Source organism: Nitratireductor sp. GZWM139, from assembly GCF_030068685.1.
GTDB classification, from domain to species: Bacteria; Pseudomonadota; Alphaproteobacteria; order Rhizobiales; family Rhizobiaceae; genus Nitratireductor; species Nitratireductor aquimarinus.
In genome coordinates this window covers 167,497-181,613 of sequence record NZ_JAMQML010000006.1, presented here as the reverse complement: position 1 = coordinate 181,613, position 14,117 = coordinate 167,497, and the positions used below count along the sequence as shown (strand labels likewise).

16 protein-coding genes are annotated in these 14,117 nt (G+C 64.6%); 8 read left to right on the top strand and 8 right to left on the bottom strand.

Features of this window, described 5'->3' with window-relative positions; genetic code table 11:
* The first annotated feature begins 24 nt into the window (after positions 1–24).
* On the top strand, positions 25–966 hold the full coding sequence (locus tag NDI72_RS09565) for a nucleoside hydrolase (protein WP_206544447.1): 942 nt from the start codon (positions 25–27) through the stop codon (positions 964–966).
* A gap of 41 nt (positions 967–1,007) precedes the next feature.
* Here the strand turns inward: NDI72_RS09565 and NDI72_RS09560 are convergent, their stop codons facing one another.
* The 3 genes from NDI72_RS09560 to NDI72_RS09550 all read right to left on the bottom strand — a co-directional run bounded on the left by NDI72_RS09560 (position 1,008) and on the right by NDI72_RS09550 (position 3,499).
* Entirely contained in the window at positions 1,008–1,904 is an 897-nt protein-coding gene (locus tag NDI72_RS09560; RefSeq protein WP_283800332.1) for a ribokinase, read from the bottom strand.
* 107 nt (positions 1,905–2,011) lie between these two features.
* Positions 2,012–2,905: a methylated-DNA--[protein]-cysteine S-methyltransferase gene (locus tag NDI72_RS09555; RefSeq protein WP_283800331.1), complete on the bottom strand. Its 894-nt coding sequence runs from the start codon at positions 2,903–2,905 to the stop codon at positions 2,012–2,014.
* Between the two features lie 108 nt (positions 2,906–3,013).
* The gene (locus tag NDI72_RS09550; protein WP_206544444.1) at positions 3,014–3,499 is read right to left on the bottom strand and encodes a DUF2244 domain-containing protein; all 486 of its coding nucleotides are present in this window, start codon (positions 3,497–3,499) and stop codon (positions 3,014–3,016) included.
* 21 nt (positions 3,500–3,520) lie between these two features.
* Here NDI72_RS09550 and nth point away from each other — a divergent pair, with 21 nt between their 5' ends.
* A complete protein-coding gene (nth, locus tag NDI72_RS09545) occupies positions 3,521–4,261 on the top strand; it encodes an endonuclease III (RefSeq protein WP_113153925.1) in 741 nt (246 codons plus the stop codon).
* Positions 4,262–4,291: 30 nt separating this feature from the next.
* On the opposite strand, the gene NDI72_RS09540 is transcribed toward nth, so the two are convergent.
* Positions 4,292–5,026, bottom strand: coding sequence for a sulfate transporter family protein (locus NDI72_RS09540; protein ID WP_206548725.1), 735 nt, complete (start codon positions 5,024–5,026; stop codon positions 4,292–4,294).
* Between the two features lie 169 nt (positions 5,027–5,195).
* Between NDI72_RS09540 and NDI72_RS09535 the strand changes: the two genes are divergently transcribed.
* Positions 5,196–6,188, top strand: a complete 993-nt coding sequence (locus tag NDI72_RS09535) for an adenosine kinase (protein ID WP_206544441.1) — start codon at positions 5,196–5,198, stop codon at positions 6,186–6,188.
* 5 nt (positions 6,189–6,193) lie between these two features.
* Here the strand turns inward: NDI72_RS09535 and NDI72_RS09530 are convergent, their stop codons facing one another.
* From NDI72_RS09530 to hrcA, 3 genes are all read right to left on the bottom strand, one after another.
* Positions 6,194–6,826, bottom strand: coding sequence for a trimeric intracellular cation channel family protein (locus tag NDI72_RS09530; protein WP_113153922.1), 633 nt, complete (start codon positions 6,824–6,826; stop codon positions 6,194–6,196).
* A gap of 149 nt (positions 6,827–6,975) precedes the next feature.
* Positions 6,976–7,635, bottom strand: a complete 660-nt coding sequence (gene grpE, locus NDI72_RS09525) for a nucleotide exchange factor GrpE (protein ID WP_206553553.1) — start codon at positions 7,633–7,635, stop codon at positions 6,976–6,978.
* 121 nt (positions 7,636–7,756) lie between these two features.
* Complete coding sequence (hrcA, locus tag NDI72_RS09520; RefSeq protein WP_113153920.1) at positions 7,757–8,842, bottom strand: heat-inducible transcriptional repressor HrcA; 1,086 nt, start codon at positions 8,840–8,842, stop codon at positions 7,757–7,759.
* Positions 8,843–9,006: 164 nt separating this feature from the next.
* On the opposite strand from hrcA, the gene rph reads away from it, so the two are divergent.
* The 5 genes from rph to NDI72_RS09495 all read left to right on the top strand — a co-directional run bounded on the left by rph (position 9,007) and on the right by NDI72_RS09495 (position 12,843).
* Entirely contained in the window at positions 9,007–9,723 is a 717-nt protein-coding gene (gene rph, locus NDI72_RS09515; RefSeq protein ID WP_206994365.1) for a ribonuclease PH, read from the top strand.
* 132 nt (positions 9,724–9,855) lie between these two features.
* Entirely contained in the window at positions 9,856–10,269 is a 414-nt protein-coding gene (locus tag NDI72_RS09510; protein ID WP_206544439.1) for a VOC family protein, read from the top strand.
* A complete protein-coding gene (rdgB, locus tag NDI72_RS09505; RefSeq protein WP_283800330.1) occupies positions 10,266–10,913 on the top strand; it encodes an RdgB/HAM1 family non-canonical purine NTP pyrophosphatase in 648 nt (215 codons plus the stop codon). Before NDI72_RS09510 ends, rdgB begins: the two co-directional genes overlap by 4 nt.
* Positions 10,910–12,076 (top strand): radical SAM family heme chaperone HemW, encoded by a 1,167-nt coding sequence (hemW, locus tag NDI72_RS09500; protein ID WP_283800329.1) that lies wholly within the window; start codon positions 10,910–10,912, stop codon positions 12,074–12,076. The genes rdgB and hemW overlap by 4 nt, the downstream gene beginning before the upstream one ends.
* A gap of 128 nt (positions 12,077–12,204) precedes the next feature.
* Positions 12,205–12,843: a glutathione S-transferase family protein gene (locus NDI72_RS09495; protein ID WP_113153916.1), complete on the top strand. Its 639-nt coding sequence runs from the start codon at positions 12,205–12,207 to the stop codon at positions 12,841–12,843.
* 24 nt (positions 12,844–12,867) lie between these two features.
* Here NDI72_RS09495 and NDI72_RS09490 read toward each other — a convergent pair whose 3' ends face one another.
* Positions 12,868–14,085 carry a penicillin-binding protein activator gene (locus tag NDI72_RS09490; RefSeq protein WP_206544435.1) on the bottom strand — a complete coding sequence of 406 codons (1,218 nt, stop codon included), beginning with the start codon at positions 14,083–14,085 and terminating at the stop codon, positions 12,868–12,870.
* Between the last annotated feature and the right edge of the window lie 32 nt (positions 14,086–14,117).

Here is a 14,117-nt window from a genome sequence, read left to right as displayed (position 1 = left end):
TTTCAAGCATTTTGGAGCAACTGCATGACGGCGGCGCGCAAGATTATTATCGACACGGATCCCGGTCAGGACGACGCTCTTGCCCTGTTACTTGCGCTGGCCAGCCCCGAGCTGGACGTGCTGGGCATCACCGCCGTGGCCGGCAATGTGCCGCTGGCGCTGACGGAGAAGAACGCGCGCAAGATCTGCGAACTGGCCGGAAAGCCCGGGACGAAGGTTTTCGCCGGCGCGATCCGCCCGCTGGTGCGCGATCTGGTGACGGCGGAGCATGTGCATGGCCGCACCGGCCTTGACGGTCCCGATCTGCCGGAACCCGAAATGCCGCTTCAGGATGGCCATGCGGTCGATTTCATCATCGACACGCTGATGGCCCATGGCGAAGGCGAGATCACGCTTTGCCCGCTTGGCCCCCTCACCAACATCGCGCTGGCGCTGAACCGTGAACCGCGGATCGCCACGCGCATCCGCGAGATCGTGCTGATGGGCGGCGGGTTCTTCGAGGGCGGCAATGTCACCCCCACGGCAGAGTTCAACATCTATGTGGACCCGCATGCGGCCGATGTGGTGCTGCGCTCGGGCGTGCCGGTCGTGATGATGCCGCTCGACGTGACCCACAAGGCGCTGACCACGCGCGCCCGCATCGCGGCCATTCGCGCGCTCGACACGAAGGTCGGCGCGGCATGCGCCGAGCTTCTGGAATTCTTCGAGCGCTTCGATGAAGAGAAATACGGCACCGATGGCGGGCCGCTGCACGACCCCTGCGTCATCGCCTATCTTCTGAAGCCCGAACTCTTCACGGGGCGCAGCTGCAATGTCACCGTGGAGACCGGCTCCGAACTGACCATGGGCATGACGGTGATCGACTGGTGGCGGGTGACGGACCGCCCGGAAAACGCGCTCGTGATGCGCGACATCGACGATGACGGCTTCTTCACGCTCCTGACGGAGCGGCTTGCGCGGCTTTAGGTCGGGTTGCAGTCAGGTGAAAACACCTGACTGCTGAACGCTCAGGCGAGCGCCGCGTCCACATCCTTACGCAGCGGAATGGCAGGCTGCGCACCGGGTTTCAGGCAGGCAAGCGCGCCTGCCGCCGCTGCCTGACGCAGTGCGGCTTCCAGTTTCAGCCCCTCGGCCAGCCCTGCCGCCAGATAGCCGCAGAACGTGTCGCCCGCACCGACCGTGTCGACCGGCGTGATCTTCATCGACGGGCAGGTGACGAAGCCGTCCGGCGTTGCCGCCCATGCCCCCTCGCCGCCCAGCGTCACGATGACGGTGCGGCCGGTCTCTGCCACGAACGCTTCCATGCGCGCGCGCCGGTCTGCGCCTTCAAGTCCCAGCGCATCGGCGTAGAGGTCGAACTCGGTCTCATTGGCGACCACGTAATCCGCATCGGCAAGCAGCGACGCCGCCTCGGGCCGGTAGGGCGCGGTGTTGAGCACCGAAATGGCCTCGGCCCTGCGCGCTTCCTCGATGGAGGCCGCAACGGTCTCGATCGGAATCTCAAGTTGCAGAAGCACACGGTCACCGGCGGCCAGTGCGGCCTGCGCCACATGGCCGGGCAGAACATCGGCATTGGCGCCCGGAACGACGGCGATGGTGTTTTCGCCTTCCCGGTCAACGAGGATATGGGCCGTGCCGGTGGCGCTTTCGGCCCGGTGCACGGCGGAGAGATCGACACCCGCCGTCTCCAGAAGCTCCAGCGCCTCGCCGGCGAAAGGATCATTGCCCACCGCACCGACGATGCGGGTGCGCGCTCCGGCCCGCCGTGCGGCCAGCGCCTGGTTCGCTCCCTTGCCGCCCGGCGCAGTGACGAATGTGTCGCCGGGCACCGTTTCGCCGGGCTTCGGCAGCCGATGCACCGTGGCGATCAGGTCGAGGTTGATGGAACCGATAATGACGATCAAGACTGTCTCCCGCGCTTATTCGCGCCGGAAAGTAGAGCATCGGGCCGAAAAGTGGAATCCGGTTTTTCGGTTGTTCCGATGCGCACTCAAGAGACGTCTTTGCGGGGTCAGGCCGGCTGGCTGTACTGCGAGAGCTGCCCCGCTTCCCAGCCAAGGATGGCGCGCTTGCGCGTGAGGCCCCAGTGATAGCCCGTGAGCGCACCCGACTTGCCGACGGCGCGATGGCACGGCACCACAAAGGAAACCGGGTTGGCGCCCACCGCAGCACCAACCGCGCGCGAGGCGCTGGGCTTGCCGATGGTGCCGGCAATGTCGGAATAGGCGCAGGCGCGTCCCATCGGAATCTTGAGAAGCGCGTCCCAGACCCGCACCTGAAAATCGGTTCCGATCAGCACCACGCGCAGCGGCTCGTCGGCACGCCAGCGCGACGGCTCGAACACGCGCGCCGCACAGGGCGCGGTGGCGGCCATGTCTTCCACATAATCGGCATTGGGCCAGCGCGAGGCCATGTCCTCGAACGCCGCACGCTCCTCGCCCGCGTCGCAGAAGGCAAGGCCCGCGAGGCCGCGTTCCGTGACCATGATCAGGGCCTGACCGAAGGGCGAAATGTGAAACCCGTAGCGCATGGTGAGCCCTGCCCCGCGCGCCTTGTATTCGCCGGGTGAAATCGCCTCATGGGTCACGAACAGATCGTGCAGACGGCCCGGCCCCGACATGCCAAGTTCAAGGGCTGCATCAAGCAGCGGCATGCCGGAATCGAGAAGCCGCCGCGCGTGATCCAGCGTCACCGCCTGCAGGAACGCCTTGGGCGAAAGCCCCGCCCATCGCGTGAAGAGTTTTTGCAGGCCGGTCGGCGTGTCGCCCACCTCCTGCGCGATTTCCTCCAGCGAGGGCTGGTCGCGATAATCGAGGCTGATCTTTTCGATGACCCGGCGCACGATCTCGTAATCGCTGTCTTCCGGGGTCACATCGCGTTGCAAAAGCGCGGTCTGCATGTTCATGGCGTCCATTCCCGGCGCCGGTCGCTGTCGCGCCGCGCCTCGTCAAATCTCCATCGAAGCCGACAATGACGGTTTCAGCGCATCCGCACCACCCGTTTCCTGCAAAGCTCAGCGCCCCTTGGCGGTGGCCAGCGCCTGCCCGAATGCGGTCGCGAAGCTTTCACGGTCGTCGGGGTTCAGAAAGCTGCCCAGTTCGACCCGCTCGCCACGCATTTCCACCGCCATGTCGGTGATGCCGATCTCGTCGTGACGGTCGATGCGGAACCGCGTCCAGAACGGGTTGAAATGATGCTCCTCCGCCTTGCCGGAGGGCGGCACTTTGCGAATGTCGAGGCTGGTGCGCGACAGGCGCACTTCCTCGCGCACCCGCGCGGCGCGGTAGTTCACCCGAAACGCCACATAGATGGCCAGAATGTCGAGCCCGAAAAAGCCGAACACCGGCCATGCGCCGATCCGCAGGAAGACCGCGCCGATGGTCAGCCACACAAGCAGGAGAAGGCCCATCAGAACGGCAAACCCGCGCCCGCTCAGCGAGCGATAAGGCGTGAGCAACGCCTGAAAAACAGGTGCGTCTGCGGTGTTTGTTTCAGCCATGATCCCGATTATAGAAGGCACATGGAAAAGCCCAAGAAGAAAATTGCAGCACCCCGCAAACCAGGCCGCACCCGTCGCCGCAGGACCGTTTACACGCCAGAGGAGATCCACGAGATCTTCCGCCGTTTCTCGGTGCAGCGCCCGGAGCCGAAGGGCGAGCTGGAGCATGTCAACGCCTTCACGCTTCTGGTGGCGGTGGTCCTGTCGGCACAGGCAACCGACGCCGGCGTGAACAAGGCGACGCGCGATCTCTTCAAGGTGGCCGACACGCCGGAGAAAATGCTGGCGCTCGGCGAGGAGCAGGTGGGCGAATACATCCGCACCATCGGCCTGTGGCGCAACAAGGCGAAGAACGTCATCGCGCTGAGCGAGGCGCTGATCCGCGATCACGGGTCACAGGTGCCCGACAATCGCGAGGCGCTGGTCACCCTGCCGGGCGTCGGGCGCAAGACGGCCAATGTGGTTCTCAACATGTCGTTCGGGCAGCCCACCATGGCCGTCGACACGCATATTCTGCGCATCGGCAACCGGATCGGGCTTGCGCCGGGCAAGACGCCCGAGCAGATCGAGGACACGCTGGTGAAGATCATTCCGGCGGAGTTCATGCGCCACGCCCATCACTGGCTGATCCTGCACGGGCGCTATGTCTGCAAGGCGCGCAAACCCGACTGCGTGGCCTGCGTGATCGCCGATATCTGCAAGTCGGCGGAGAAGACGAACGAAATCCCCGCCCCGCTGGTGGAGCTGGCTCCGCAGGCCTGATCCAGCAATTCCAGAAGAAGCGGAAGCGCTCTAGCCGCGCAACTCCACCCCGCGCGCGGTTCTTGCCGCGTCTTCCTGCGAAATCAGCTTGTGCAGGTGCACCATCATGGCGGCCGCAAACAGCGGCGTCAGCAGGTTGAGGATCGGCACGGCCAGGAAGCCCGCGATCACCAGACCGGCAAGGAAGATGGTGCCCGCATGGCGGCGGCGCAGCGCCTTTGCATCCGCCTCGCTGCGGAAGCGCATGGCGGCGAATTCGAAGAATTCACGCCCCAGCAGATAGCCGTTGACGAGGAAGAAGGCGAGAATGTTCACGCCCGGCACCAGAAGCAGCAGGAGCGCGATGATGTTGCCGAGAATGACGACGCCGAAAAACTTGATGGATGTGGCTATGGCCGCGCCAAGCGGCAGCGCCTTGCCGGGCGGGTCCTGCGGATAGTCTTCCTTCTCCACCACCTCGGCCACATCGTCGAGGAAGAGACCGGCGATCACGGCGGTCACCGGCGCGATGAGAAGCGCAAGCCCGGCCGCAAGACCGAGCCCCGCCGCAATCGCCGCGACGAAGCTCAGCCAGCCCAGCCATGAAGGCATATCCGGGAAGAACGCATCGAACCACGGCAGCGCGAAATACTCGAACAGTTCCTTTGTGCCGAGCCACACGCCGACAAGCACGAGAAGCGTCAGACCGAGCGTCTTGAAGAACACGCTGCGGAACTCACGGGAGAAAAGACGGCTTATGGCGGCGCGCGCCGCATCAAGGATCATACGGGTAAAGGGCCTTTCACGGTGTGTCTGCCGCTTCGAGATAGGGTGCGCTCAAGGCCGGCGCAAGGCGCACGGTTCGCACCGATGGCTTGCAAATCCCGGTCAAACCGCTAAACCGCCCGGAGATTTGAGCCAACAACGCTTCCCTTGCATATCTGGAGATCTGAACTTGAGCGAATATGACGTGCTGTGCATCGGCAACGCCATTGTCGACATTATCGCCCGTTGCGACGAAGCGTTTCTGGAAGACAACAACATCATCCGCGGCGCGATGAACCTCATCGATGTCGACCGCGCCACCCTGCTCTATGACCGCATGGGACAGGCCATCGAGGCTTCCGGCGGCAGCGCCGGCAACACGGCGGCCGGCATTGCGGGCTTCGGCGGCAAGGCTGCCTATTTCGGCAAGGTCTCCGACGATGCGCTCGGCAAGATCTTCGCGCACGACATTCGCGCGCTGGGCGTCGCCTTCGACACCAAGCCGCTTGACGGGCATCCGCCGACAGCCCGCTCCATGATCTTCGTCACCCCGGATGGCGAGCGTTCCATGAACACCTATCTGGGCGCCTGCGTGGAGCTTGGCCCGGAAGACGTGGAAGAGAAAAAGGCCAGCGGTTCCAAGGTCACCTATTTCGAGGGCTATCTGTGGGACCCGCCGCGCGCCAAGGAAGCGATCCGCATGACCGCCGACGCGGCCCATGCCGCAGGCCGTGAAGTGGCCATGTCGCTGTCCGACCCGTTCTGCGTCGACCGCTACCGCGACGAGTTTCTGGAACTGATGCGTTCAGGCCGCGTGAACATCGTTTTCGCCAATGAGCACGAGCTTCTGTCGCTTTACCAGACCGCGTCCTTCGACAGTGCACTGGAAGAAATCCGCAGAGACACTAGCATGGCGATCGTGACCCGCTCCGAGAAGGGCTCGATCATCGTCACCAGGGATGAGACGATCCCGGTCGACGCCATTGCCATCGACGAGCTGGTGGATACCACCGGCGCAGGCGATCTCTATGCGGCAGGCTTTCTCTACGGCTACACGAACGGGCGCAGCCTCGCCGATTGCGGCCGGTTGGGCTCATTCGCCGCCGGTCTGGTCATCCAGCAGTATGGCCCGCGCCCGCAGAAAGACCTGCGCTACGAGGCCGAACAGGCTGGCCTGATCTAGGGGCACTACTCTAGCTCTTCCGGCGGACGGCCCGGCCGCGAACGATAGCGCGGGATCGTCCAGCCGAATTTGAGTGCACCGCCGCGCACCAGAAAAGCGGCGGTGACGGCGATCAGGGCCGCCACAGCGCCCTGCACACCTGCCAGATCGGCCACGGTGAACACGCTGGCACCGACGAGTGCGGCAGAGACATAGACTTCCGGACGCATGAGAACCGACGGTTCGCCCGCCAGCACATCGCGCAACACGCCGCCGAATGTTGCGGTGAGCATGCCCGTCACCACCGCCACGATGGCCGAACCGGACGCTTCAAGCCCCTTGGCCGCGCCCAGCACCGAATAGGCGGCAAGGCCGGCGGCATCGAGCCACAGAAGCAGCCGATAGCGATATTCCACCAGCGGCGCGCCAAAGAAGACGAGCAGCGCCACGACGGCGCAGACGATGATGTAAATGTGGTTTTCGACCCAGAAGACCGGAACGCCCAGAACGAGATCGCGCAGCGTGCCGCCGCCTGTGCCCGTCACACCGGCCAGGAACATGAAACCGATAAGGTCGAGTTCCTTGCGTGAGGCCGCAAGCGCGCCTGTGGCGGCAAACACCGCAACACCCGCATAATCAAGAAGCTGAATAGGATCCATCTGGCCCTCCCCGGCACTCTGGATAGCCGAAGGGCGGATGAATAGGAAGCAAGCGCCGCTACAAAGCGATTTTTGCGCCCGGAAAGAGGTGCAGGAGAGGTCTGTCGCCGCGGGCGCGCGATGCCCCGCGGCGATGAACAAATCACGCCTTACGCGTCGCGTTCGGCCTGCGGATTGGGCGGACCGGGCTCTGCCGAAGCATTCTCGCCATTCTGCACCGCGCCGGCCTTCGGGCCGCCCTTGGCGACGCCGACCATGGCCGGGCGCAGAACGCGCTCGCCGATCACGAAGCCCTGCTGCACCACCTGAACGACGGTGTTTTCAGGGGTTGTCGGGTCCGGCACCTCGAACATTGCCTGATGGAAATGCGGGTCGAAACGCTCACCCTTCGGGTCGAGCTGCTTCACGCCATGGCGCTCCAAAGTGGAGAGCATGGAGCGCTCCGTCATCTCGACGCCTTCCATCAGCGAGGCAAGTCCGCTGTCGGCAGCCGCACGGGCTTCCGCCGGCACCGCTTCGAGCGCACGGCGCAGATTGTCGGAAACCGTCAGCATGTCGCGGGCGAAGCCGGCGATCGAATAGCTGCGCGCTTCGGCGACGTCGCGTGCGGTGCGCTTGCGCAGGTTTTCCATTTCGGCCGCGAGGCGAAGGGCACGTTCCTTCAGCTCCTCGTTTTCCCTGGCCAGCCGCACCAGGACGTCTTCTTCCGAAACCGCCTCGCCGCCGGCGTGCGCTTCGGACGCCTTCAGGTCCTGCTCCTCGGCCGTTCCGGGTCTGGTTGCTTCGTTGTCCTTAGCCTGATTGGTCATGACAGTCCGTCTATGGTTCTACAATTGTTCGGATATTGCGTCCGATATCGAGGTTCGTGCGGGCAAAATCAAGGGGTGGCCTGATGCATTCGCGTACTGGCTTCCGGTGTGACTTAATCCGCTAACGCAGAAGGCGCCCCACGATCTGGGCCGTATAGTCGACCATCGGCACGATGCGGGCATAGTTGAGCCGCGTGGGGCCGATGACGCCAAGCGCGCCGATCACGCGCGATTCCTGATCACGGTAGGGCGCAACCACAAGCGACGAGCCGGAAAGCGAGAAGAGCCGGTTTTCCGAGCCGATGAAGATGCGCACGCCCGACCCTTCCTCGGCCATGTCGAGAAGCTGGATGAGACCTTCCTTGGTCTCCAGATCTTCGAACAGCCGGCGCAGAAGCTCCAGATCGGCCTCCGCCGTCAGGTTTTCCAGAAGGTTTGCCCGGCCACGCACGATCAGCCGCGCCGGCTGGCCGCTTTCGGTCCCCGCCCACACGGCGAGCCCCTGCTCCACCAGCTCCTGCGAGAGCGTGTCGAGCGCGGCGCGTGTTTCTTCCTGCAGGCGCGACAGCTCGGTCCGCGTTTCGGCGAGCGTGCGGCCACGAATATGCGCATTGAGGAAGTTGGACGCCTCATGCAATTGCGAGATGGTGACGCCTTCCGGCAGATCGATGACGCGGTTTTCCACGTCGCCATTCTGCGAGACGAGCACGGCAAGCCCCTTGCGCGGCTCAAGCTGCACGAATTCGATGTGCTTGAGCGCTGCTTCCGACTTTGTGGCGAGCACCAGTCCCGCACCGCGCGAAAGGCCGGACAGAAGCTGGCTCGCCTCCGTCAGCATGTGATCGAGCGAATGACCGCTGCTCGACGCCTTGACCTGCGTTTCGATGATGCGGCGCTCATTGTCCGACAGGTCGCCGATTTCCATGAAGGCGTCGACGAAGAAGCGTAACCCCTGCTGCGTGGGCATGCGGCCGGCAGAAACATGCGGCGCGTAAATGAGGCCCAGATGCTCCAGGTCGCTCATCACGTTGCGGATGGTGGCCGGCGAAAGCTGCGTGGAGAGAATGCGCGAAAGGCTGCGCGAACCCAGCGGGTCGCCGTCTCTCAGATAGGATTCCACGATGACGCGGAAAATCTCGCGGGAGCGGGAATCCAGCGATTGCAGTGCGTGTTCGTGAAAATCTCTGTCCAAGACTGGTTTCGTCATTCGCGGCCTCTGATATGTCGAATATAAGCGGCATCCCATGGATGACAACAGTCATGAAGGTGCGCGCACAGCTGGATTTCCAGTCGTTTCCGGATTTCCTTTGCGTTGACGCACCCGCGAAGCTACAAGCCGCCAACACCAAATGACACTGGAGAGAACCGCCCATGCGCCCTTCCAAACGCGAACCCGATGAAATGCGTGCCGTCAGCTTCGAGCGGGGCTTTTCCAAGCACGCTGAGGGGTCGTGTCTGGTGCGCTTCGGCGACACCCATGTGCTGTGCACGGCCAGCCTTGAAGAGCGCGTTCCGCCATGGCTGCGCAATTCCGGCCAAGGCTGGGTGACGGCGGAATACGGCATGCTGCCGCGCTCCACCGGCGACCGCATGCGCCGCGAAGCCTCTTCCGGCAAGCAGGGCGGCCGCACGCTCGAGATCCAGCGCCTGATCGGCCGCTCGCTGCGCTCGGTCGTCGACCTGCAGGCGCTTGGCGAAAAGCAGATCACCGTCGACTGCGACGTGATCCAGGCCGATGGCGGCACCCGCACGGCAGCCATCACCGGCGGTTTCATCGCCCTTTCGGACTGCCTTTCGTGGATGGAAGCGCGCCAGATGGTCAGCCGCGACAAGGTCCTCAAGGACCATGTGGCCGCCATTTCCTGCGGCATCTACAATGGAACGCCCGTTCTCGACCTCGACTATCTCGAAGATTCGGCTGCCGAGACCGACGCCAACTTCGTGATGACCGGCAAGGGCGGCATCGTGGAGATTCAGGGCACGGCTGAAGGCGAGCCCTTCTCCGAGGACGAGTTCGCAGCCTTGATGGGACTTGCCCGCAAGGGTATCACCAAGCTCGTGGACATGCAGAAGATGGCAATCTCCTGAGCTGGATCGCCGTGCGTCCCATTCGGACGCACAAAGGACGATCTGAACATTAGATGGAGCATCGGAATAGACCGAAAACCGGTTTCCACTTTCGGTCCGATGCTCTGATCCCGAAAGGGTCGTAACCGAGCCATGCAACCCCCGGCCATACTGGAAGCCGCGCTCTATGTAAGTGACCTTGCCGAAGCCGAGCGCTTCTATGGCGAGGCGCTCGGGCTGGAGCGGATTGCCAGGGTCGAGGGCAGACATGTGTTCTTTCGCTGCGGGCAGACCGTACTGCTGCTCTTCAACCCGGCGGCTACCGCCGAACCGCCCGCAGCCGACGCCCGGCTTCCCGTGCCGCCGCACGGCGCGCGCGGACAGGGCCACCTCTGTTTTGCCGCAACTGCCGAAGAGATTGCCCGCTGGAAGGCGCATCTCGAAGCGGCGGGCATCGCCATCGAGGCGGATTTCGAATGGCCGGGTGGCGGTCGTTCGATCTATTTCCGCGATCCTTCCGGCAATTCGCTCGAATTCGCCGAACCGCGCATCTGGGGACTGACTTGAGACCGATCGACAACAAGACCTTTGTGCTCGCCAGCCATAACAAGGGCAAGCTTCGCGAGTTTTCAGACCTTTTGGCCCCGTTCGGCTACACGGTGCGCTCGGCTGCCGAGCTTGGCCTGCCCGAGCCGGAAGAAACCGGCACGACGTTTGAAGAGAACGCCCGCATCAAGGCGCTTGCCGCCGCCGAGGCCACCGGCCTGCCGGCGCTGTCGGACGATTCCGGTCTCTGCGTGGATGCGCTGGACGGCGCACCCGGCGTCTACACCGCCGACTGGGCGACGAAGGATGACGGCAGTCGCGACTTCATGATGGCCATGGAGAAGACGCAAAAACTGCTTTCCGAGGCTGGCGCGGACACGCCGGAAAAGCGCACCGGCCGCTTCGTGGCGACGCTTTGCCTGTGCTTTCCCGATGGCGAGACCGAATACTACCGCGGTGAAGCCGAAGGCCATCTGGTCTGGCCGCCGCGCGGCACGGACGGGTTCGGCTATGATCCGGTGTTCCAGCCCGAGGGCTATGACGTCACCTTCGGCGAGATGACGGCCGAGGAGAAGCACGGCTGGAAGCCCGGCGACAAGCACGCCCTCTCCCACCGCGCCCGCGCGTTCCAGAAGTTCGCCCGGGCAAGGCTGGGCGCCGCGTGATCACCCCGCTCGATAGGACGCCGGGCTTCGGCATCTATCTGCATTGGCCGTTCTGCGCGGCCAAATGCCCTTATTGCGACTTCAACAGCCATGTGCGCCACCAGCCGGTGGATCAGGAGCGCTTTGCCGCCGCCTTTGAGCGCGAGCTTGCCACCATGCGCGCCCGCACCGGGCCGCGCACCGTCACCAGCATCTTTCTGGGCGGGGGCACGCCCTCGCTGATGGAGCCGCGTACGGTCGGCGCTCTGCTCGACGCGGTCACCGCCAACTGGAGCGTTCCCGACGGCATCGAGGTGACGCTGGAGGCCAATCCAAGCTCCGTCGAGGCCGACCGTTTTCGCGGCTATCGCGCTGCCGGCGTCAACCGGGTTTCGCTCGGCGTGCAGGCGCTCAACGACCGGGATCTCAAGTTTCTCGGCCGTCTGCACAATGTGGAAGAGGCGCTGAAGGCCATCGGCCTTGCCCGCGAGACCTTCCCGCGCCTTTCCTTCGACCTGATCTACGCGCGCCCCGGCCAGAGCGAGGAAGCCTGGGCCGAAGAGCTCAGACAGGCCATCGGCCACGCCGCCGACCACCTGTCGCTCTACCAGCTCACCATCGAGGAAGGCACGCGCTTCCAGCTTCTGCATGCCGCCGGCAAGCTCGACATGCCCGATGGCGACCACGCCGCGCGGCTCTACGAGATCACGCAGGAGGTGACGGCGGCGCACGGCCTGCCGGCCTATGAGATTTCCAACCATGCCCGCCCCGGCGCGGAAAGCCGCCACAACCTCGTTTACTGGCGCTATGGCGAATATGTCGGCGTCGGCCCCGGCGCCCATGGCCGTTTCATCGAGAATGGCCGCCGCCATGTCACCTTCACCGAGAAGATGCCGGAAACCTGGCTGGAGCGGGTGGAGACCAAGGGCCATGGCGTGATCGGCGGCGAGGTGCTGACGCATGACGAGGAAGCCGACGAGTTCCTGCTGATGGGCCTGCGCCTTGTCGAGGGCATCGACCTGCCGCGCTACGAGGCGCTTTCCGGTCGTGCGCTTTCAAACAGCCGCATCGCCGTATTGCAGGAAGAGGGCCTTGTCGAGCCCATCGGCAACACCCGCCTGCGCGCCACCCCGCAGGGCATGATCGTGCTGGATGCGGTCGTGGCCGATCTGGCGCGCGAATAGACCGGCATTCGCGGGTCTCAGAAACCGATTGCAGCATATGGCAGGAGCGAATGCGCCTGCCGCCGCCTCGCCTTGTTGCCTCGCCGGTGGCCCGCTATAGCTCGGGGCCTGGGAAGAGGAGACGATTGATGGCAGAGCTGACGCTGACGACGTTCGACTGGGTGCCCGAGCTGCCGCGCGGCTATGTGCGCGACCTGAGGATAAGATGGGCTCTGGAAGAGGCCGGCCTGCCTTACCGCGTGGAAAGCGCGGCGTTCAGCGACCGGCAGCCCGGGCACTTCTCGCACCAGCCCTTCGGGCAGGTGCCGTGGCTGACGGATGGCGACACCTCGATCTTCGAAAGCGGTGCGATCCTGCTGCATCTGGGCGAAAAGAGCGATGCGCTGATGCCCACGGATGAAAAGGGCCGCAGTGAAACCATCGCCTGGCTGTTTGCAGCGCTGAACTCGGTCGAGGCGGCAAGCCTGCCCTGGACGATCTTTCAGTTTCACGGCCTTGCCGGCGACACGCCCGGCTGGAAGCCCCTGAACGACTTCCTGAACGCCCGCCTGAAGCACATGGAGAGCGTTCTGGCTGACCGCGAATGGCTCGCGGACAGCTTTTCCATCGCCGACATCGCCATGGCCGATGTGCTGCGGCTGGTCGACCGTTTCGACGGGCTGGCGGGTTATCCGGCCTGCCGCGACTATGTCACCCGCGCCACCGCCCGCCCGGCCTTTGCGAAGGCGCATGCCGACCAGATCGCGCATTTCGCCGCAGCAGACTGAGCCGGCGCTCGATCAAAAACCGATCTAGAAAGCCCCGCCGAACCGGGTTGGCGCGGCATCAATGACCTGCGGACGGCCCTCACGCACCTCGTAGACCGCATAGCCGCGCTCGGTCGTGCCATCGCCATTGAAGCGGAACAGCCCGGTATAGCCATTGAAGCCGACCGGCGTTTCAAGCGCATGGCGCTGAACGCCGCCGCCGCCCTTTGCAATGTTGGCCACCAGAACGACCGTGTCATAGGCGAGCGCCGATGTGAGCGAGGGCTCGGCCCCGAAGCGCGCCTGATAGCGCTGCTTGTAGGTGTTGACGCGCGCCTGATCCGTATCGGCGAACCACGCGCCCTGAAGCGCGGGATCGGCGAGGTTGGCGCTCGTCCACTGCCCGGTTCCGAGGATCTTCTTGTTGGAAACGTCGATGCCGGTTTCCGTCATGGTGGTGACGATGGTCGCCGGGCTGCTGCCGCCATCGGGAATGAACACCGCATCGGCGGCCCGCACGGCATCAGCCACGCTCTGCACGGCTTCATAGACGGACATGTTGTCATAGGCGTAGCGCGCCACCGCCGTCAGCTCACCGCCGGTTTGCTGCATGGTGCGCCGCGCCTCGGCCTCGGCGAGGTCGCCCGCCGCCCCTTCCGGCAGGATCGCCACAACGGAGCGCACGCCCTGACCGGCGGCATAGGTGAGCGTGCGGTTCACGACGCCCTGCGGCAGGAATGAGTTGAGGTAGACGCCCGGCGAAGCAGCCGCGCGGTCCGACGAGAATGCGATCATCGGCGTCTGCGTTGCCTGCAACGCCGGTGTTGCAGCGCGAACATTGGCCGAGAAGAGCGGCCCCAGAACGGCAGACGCGCCTTCCGTCAGCGCCTGCGTGGCGGCGGCGGTCGCGCCTTCGGTCGTGCCGCCCGTGTCCTTGACCACGAGTTCCAGCGTCTGCATGCCGCTGTCATCCATCGCCAGCAGGGCCGCGTTCTTGAGTTCAGCGGCAATGCGGCTTGCGTTGCCCTCACCCGTCAGCGGCAGGAGAAGCGCCACCCGCGTATCGCCCGAGCCGATCACCTCGCCAGTGGCCGGCTGACGCGGGGCATTGTCCGCGAAGGGCTGGTTGAAGCCGCTCTGGCCATTCGTCTGCGGCACGCCGTAAGGCACATCGCTGCCCATGCAGCCGCCAAGCGCCAGAAGCGCTGCAAGCGCGCCCGTGAGAAACCCGGCCCTGCGACCGGGCATTGTCCATAACTTCATTACCGCATCCGTCCCAAATTGAGCGCGCGACT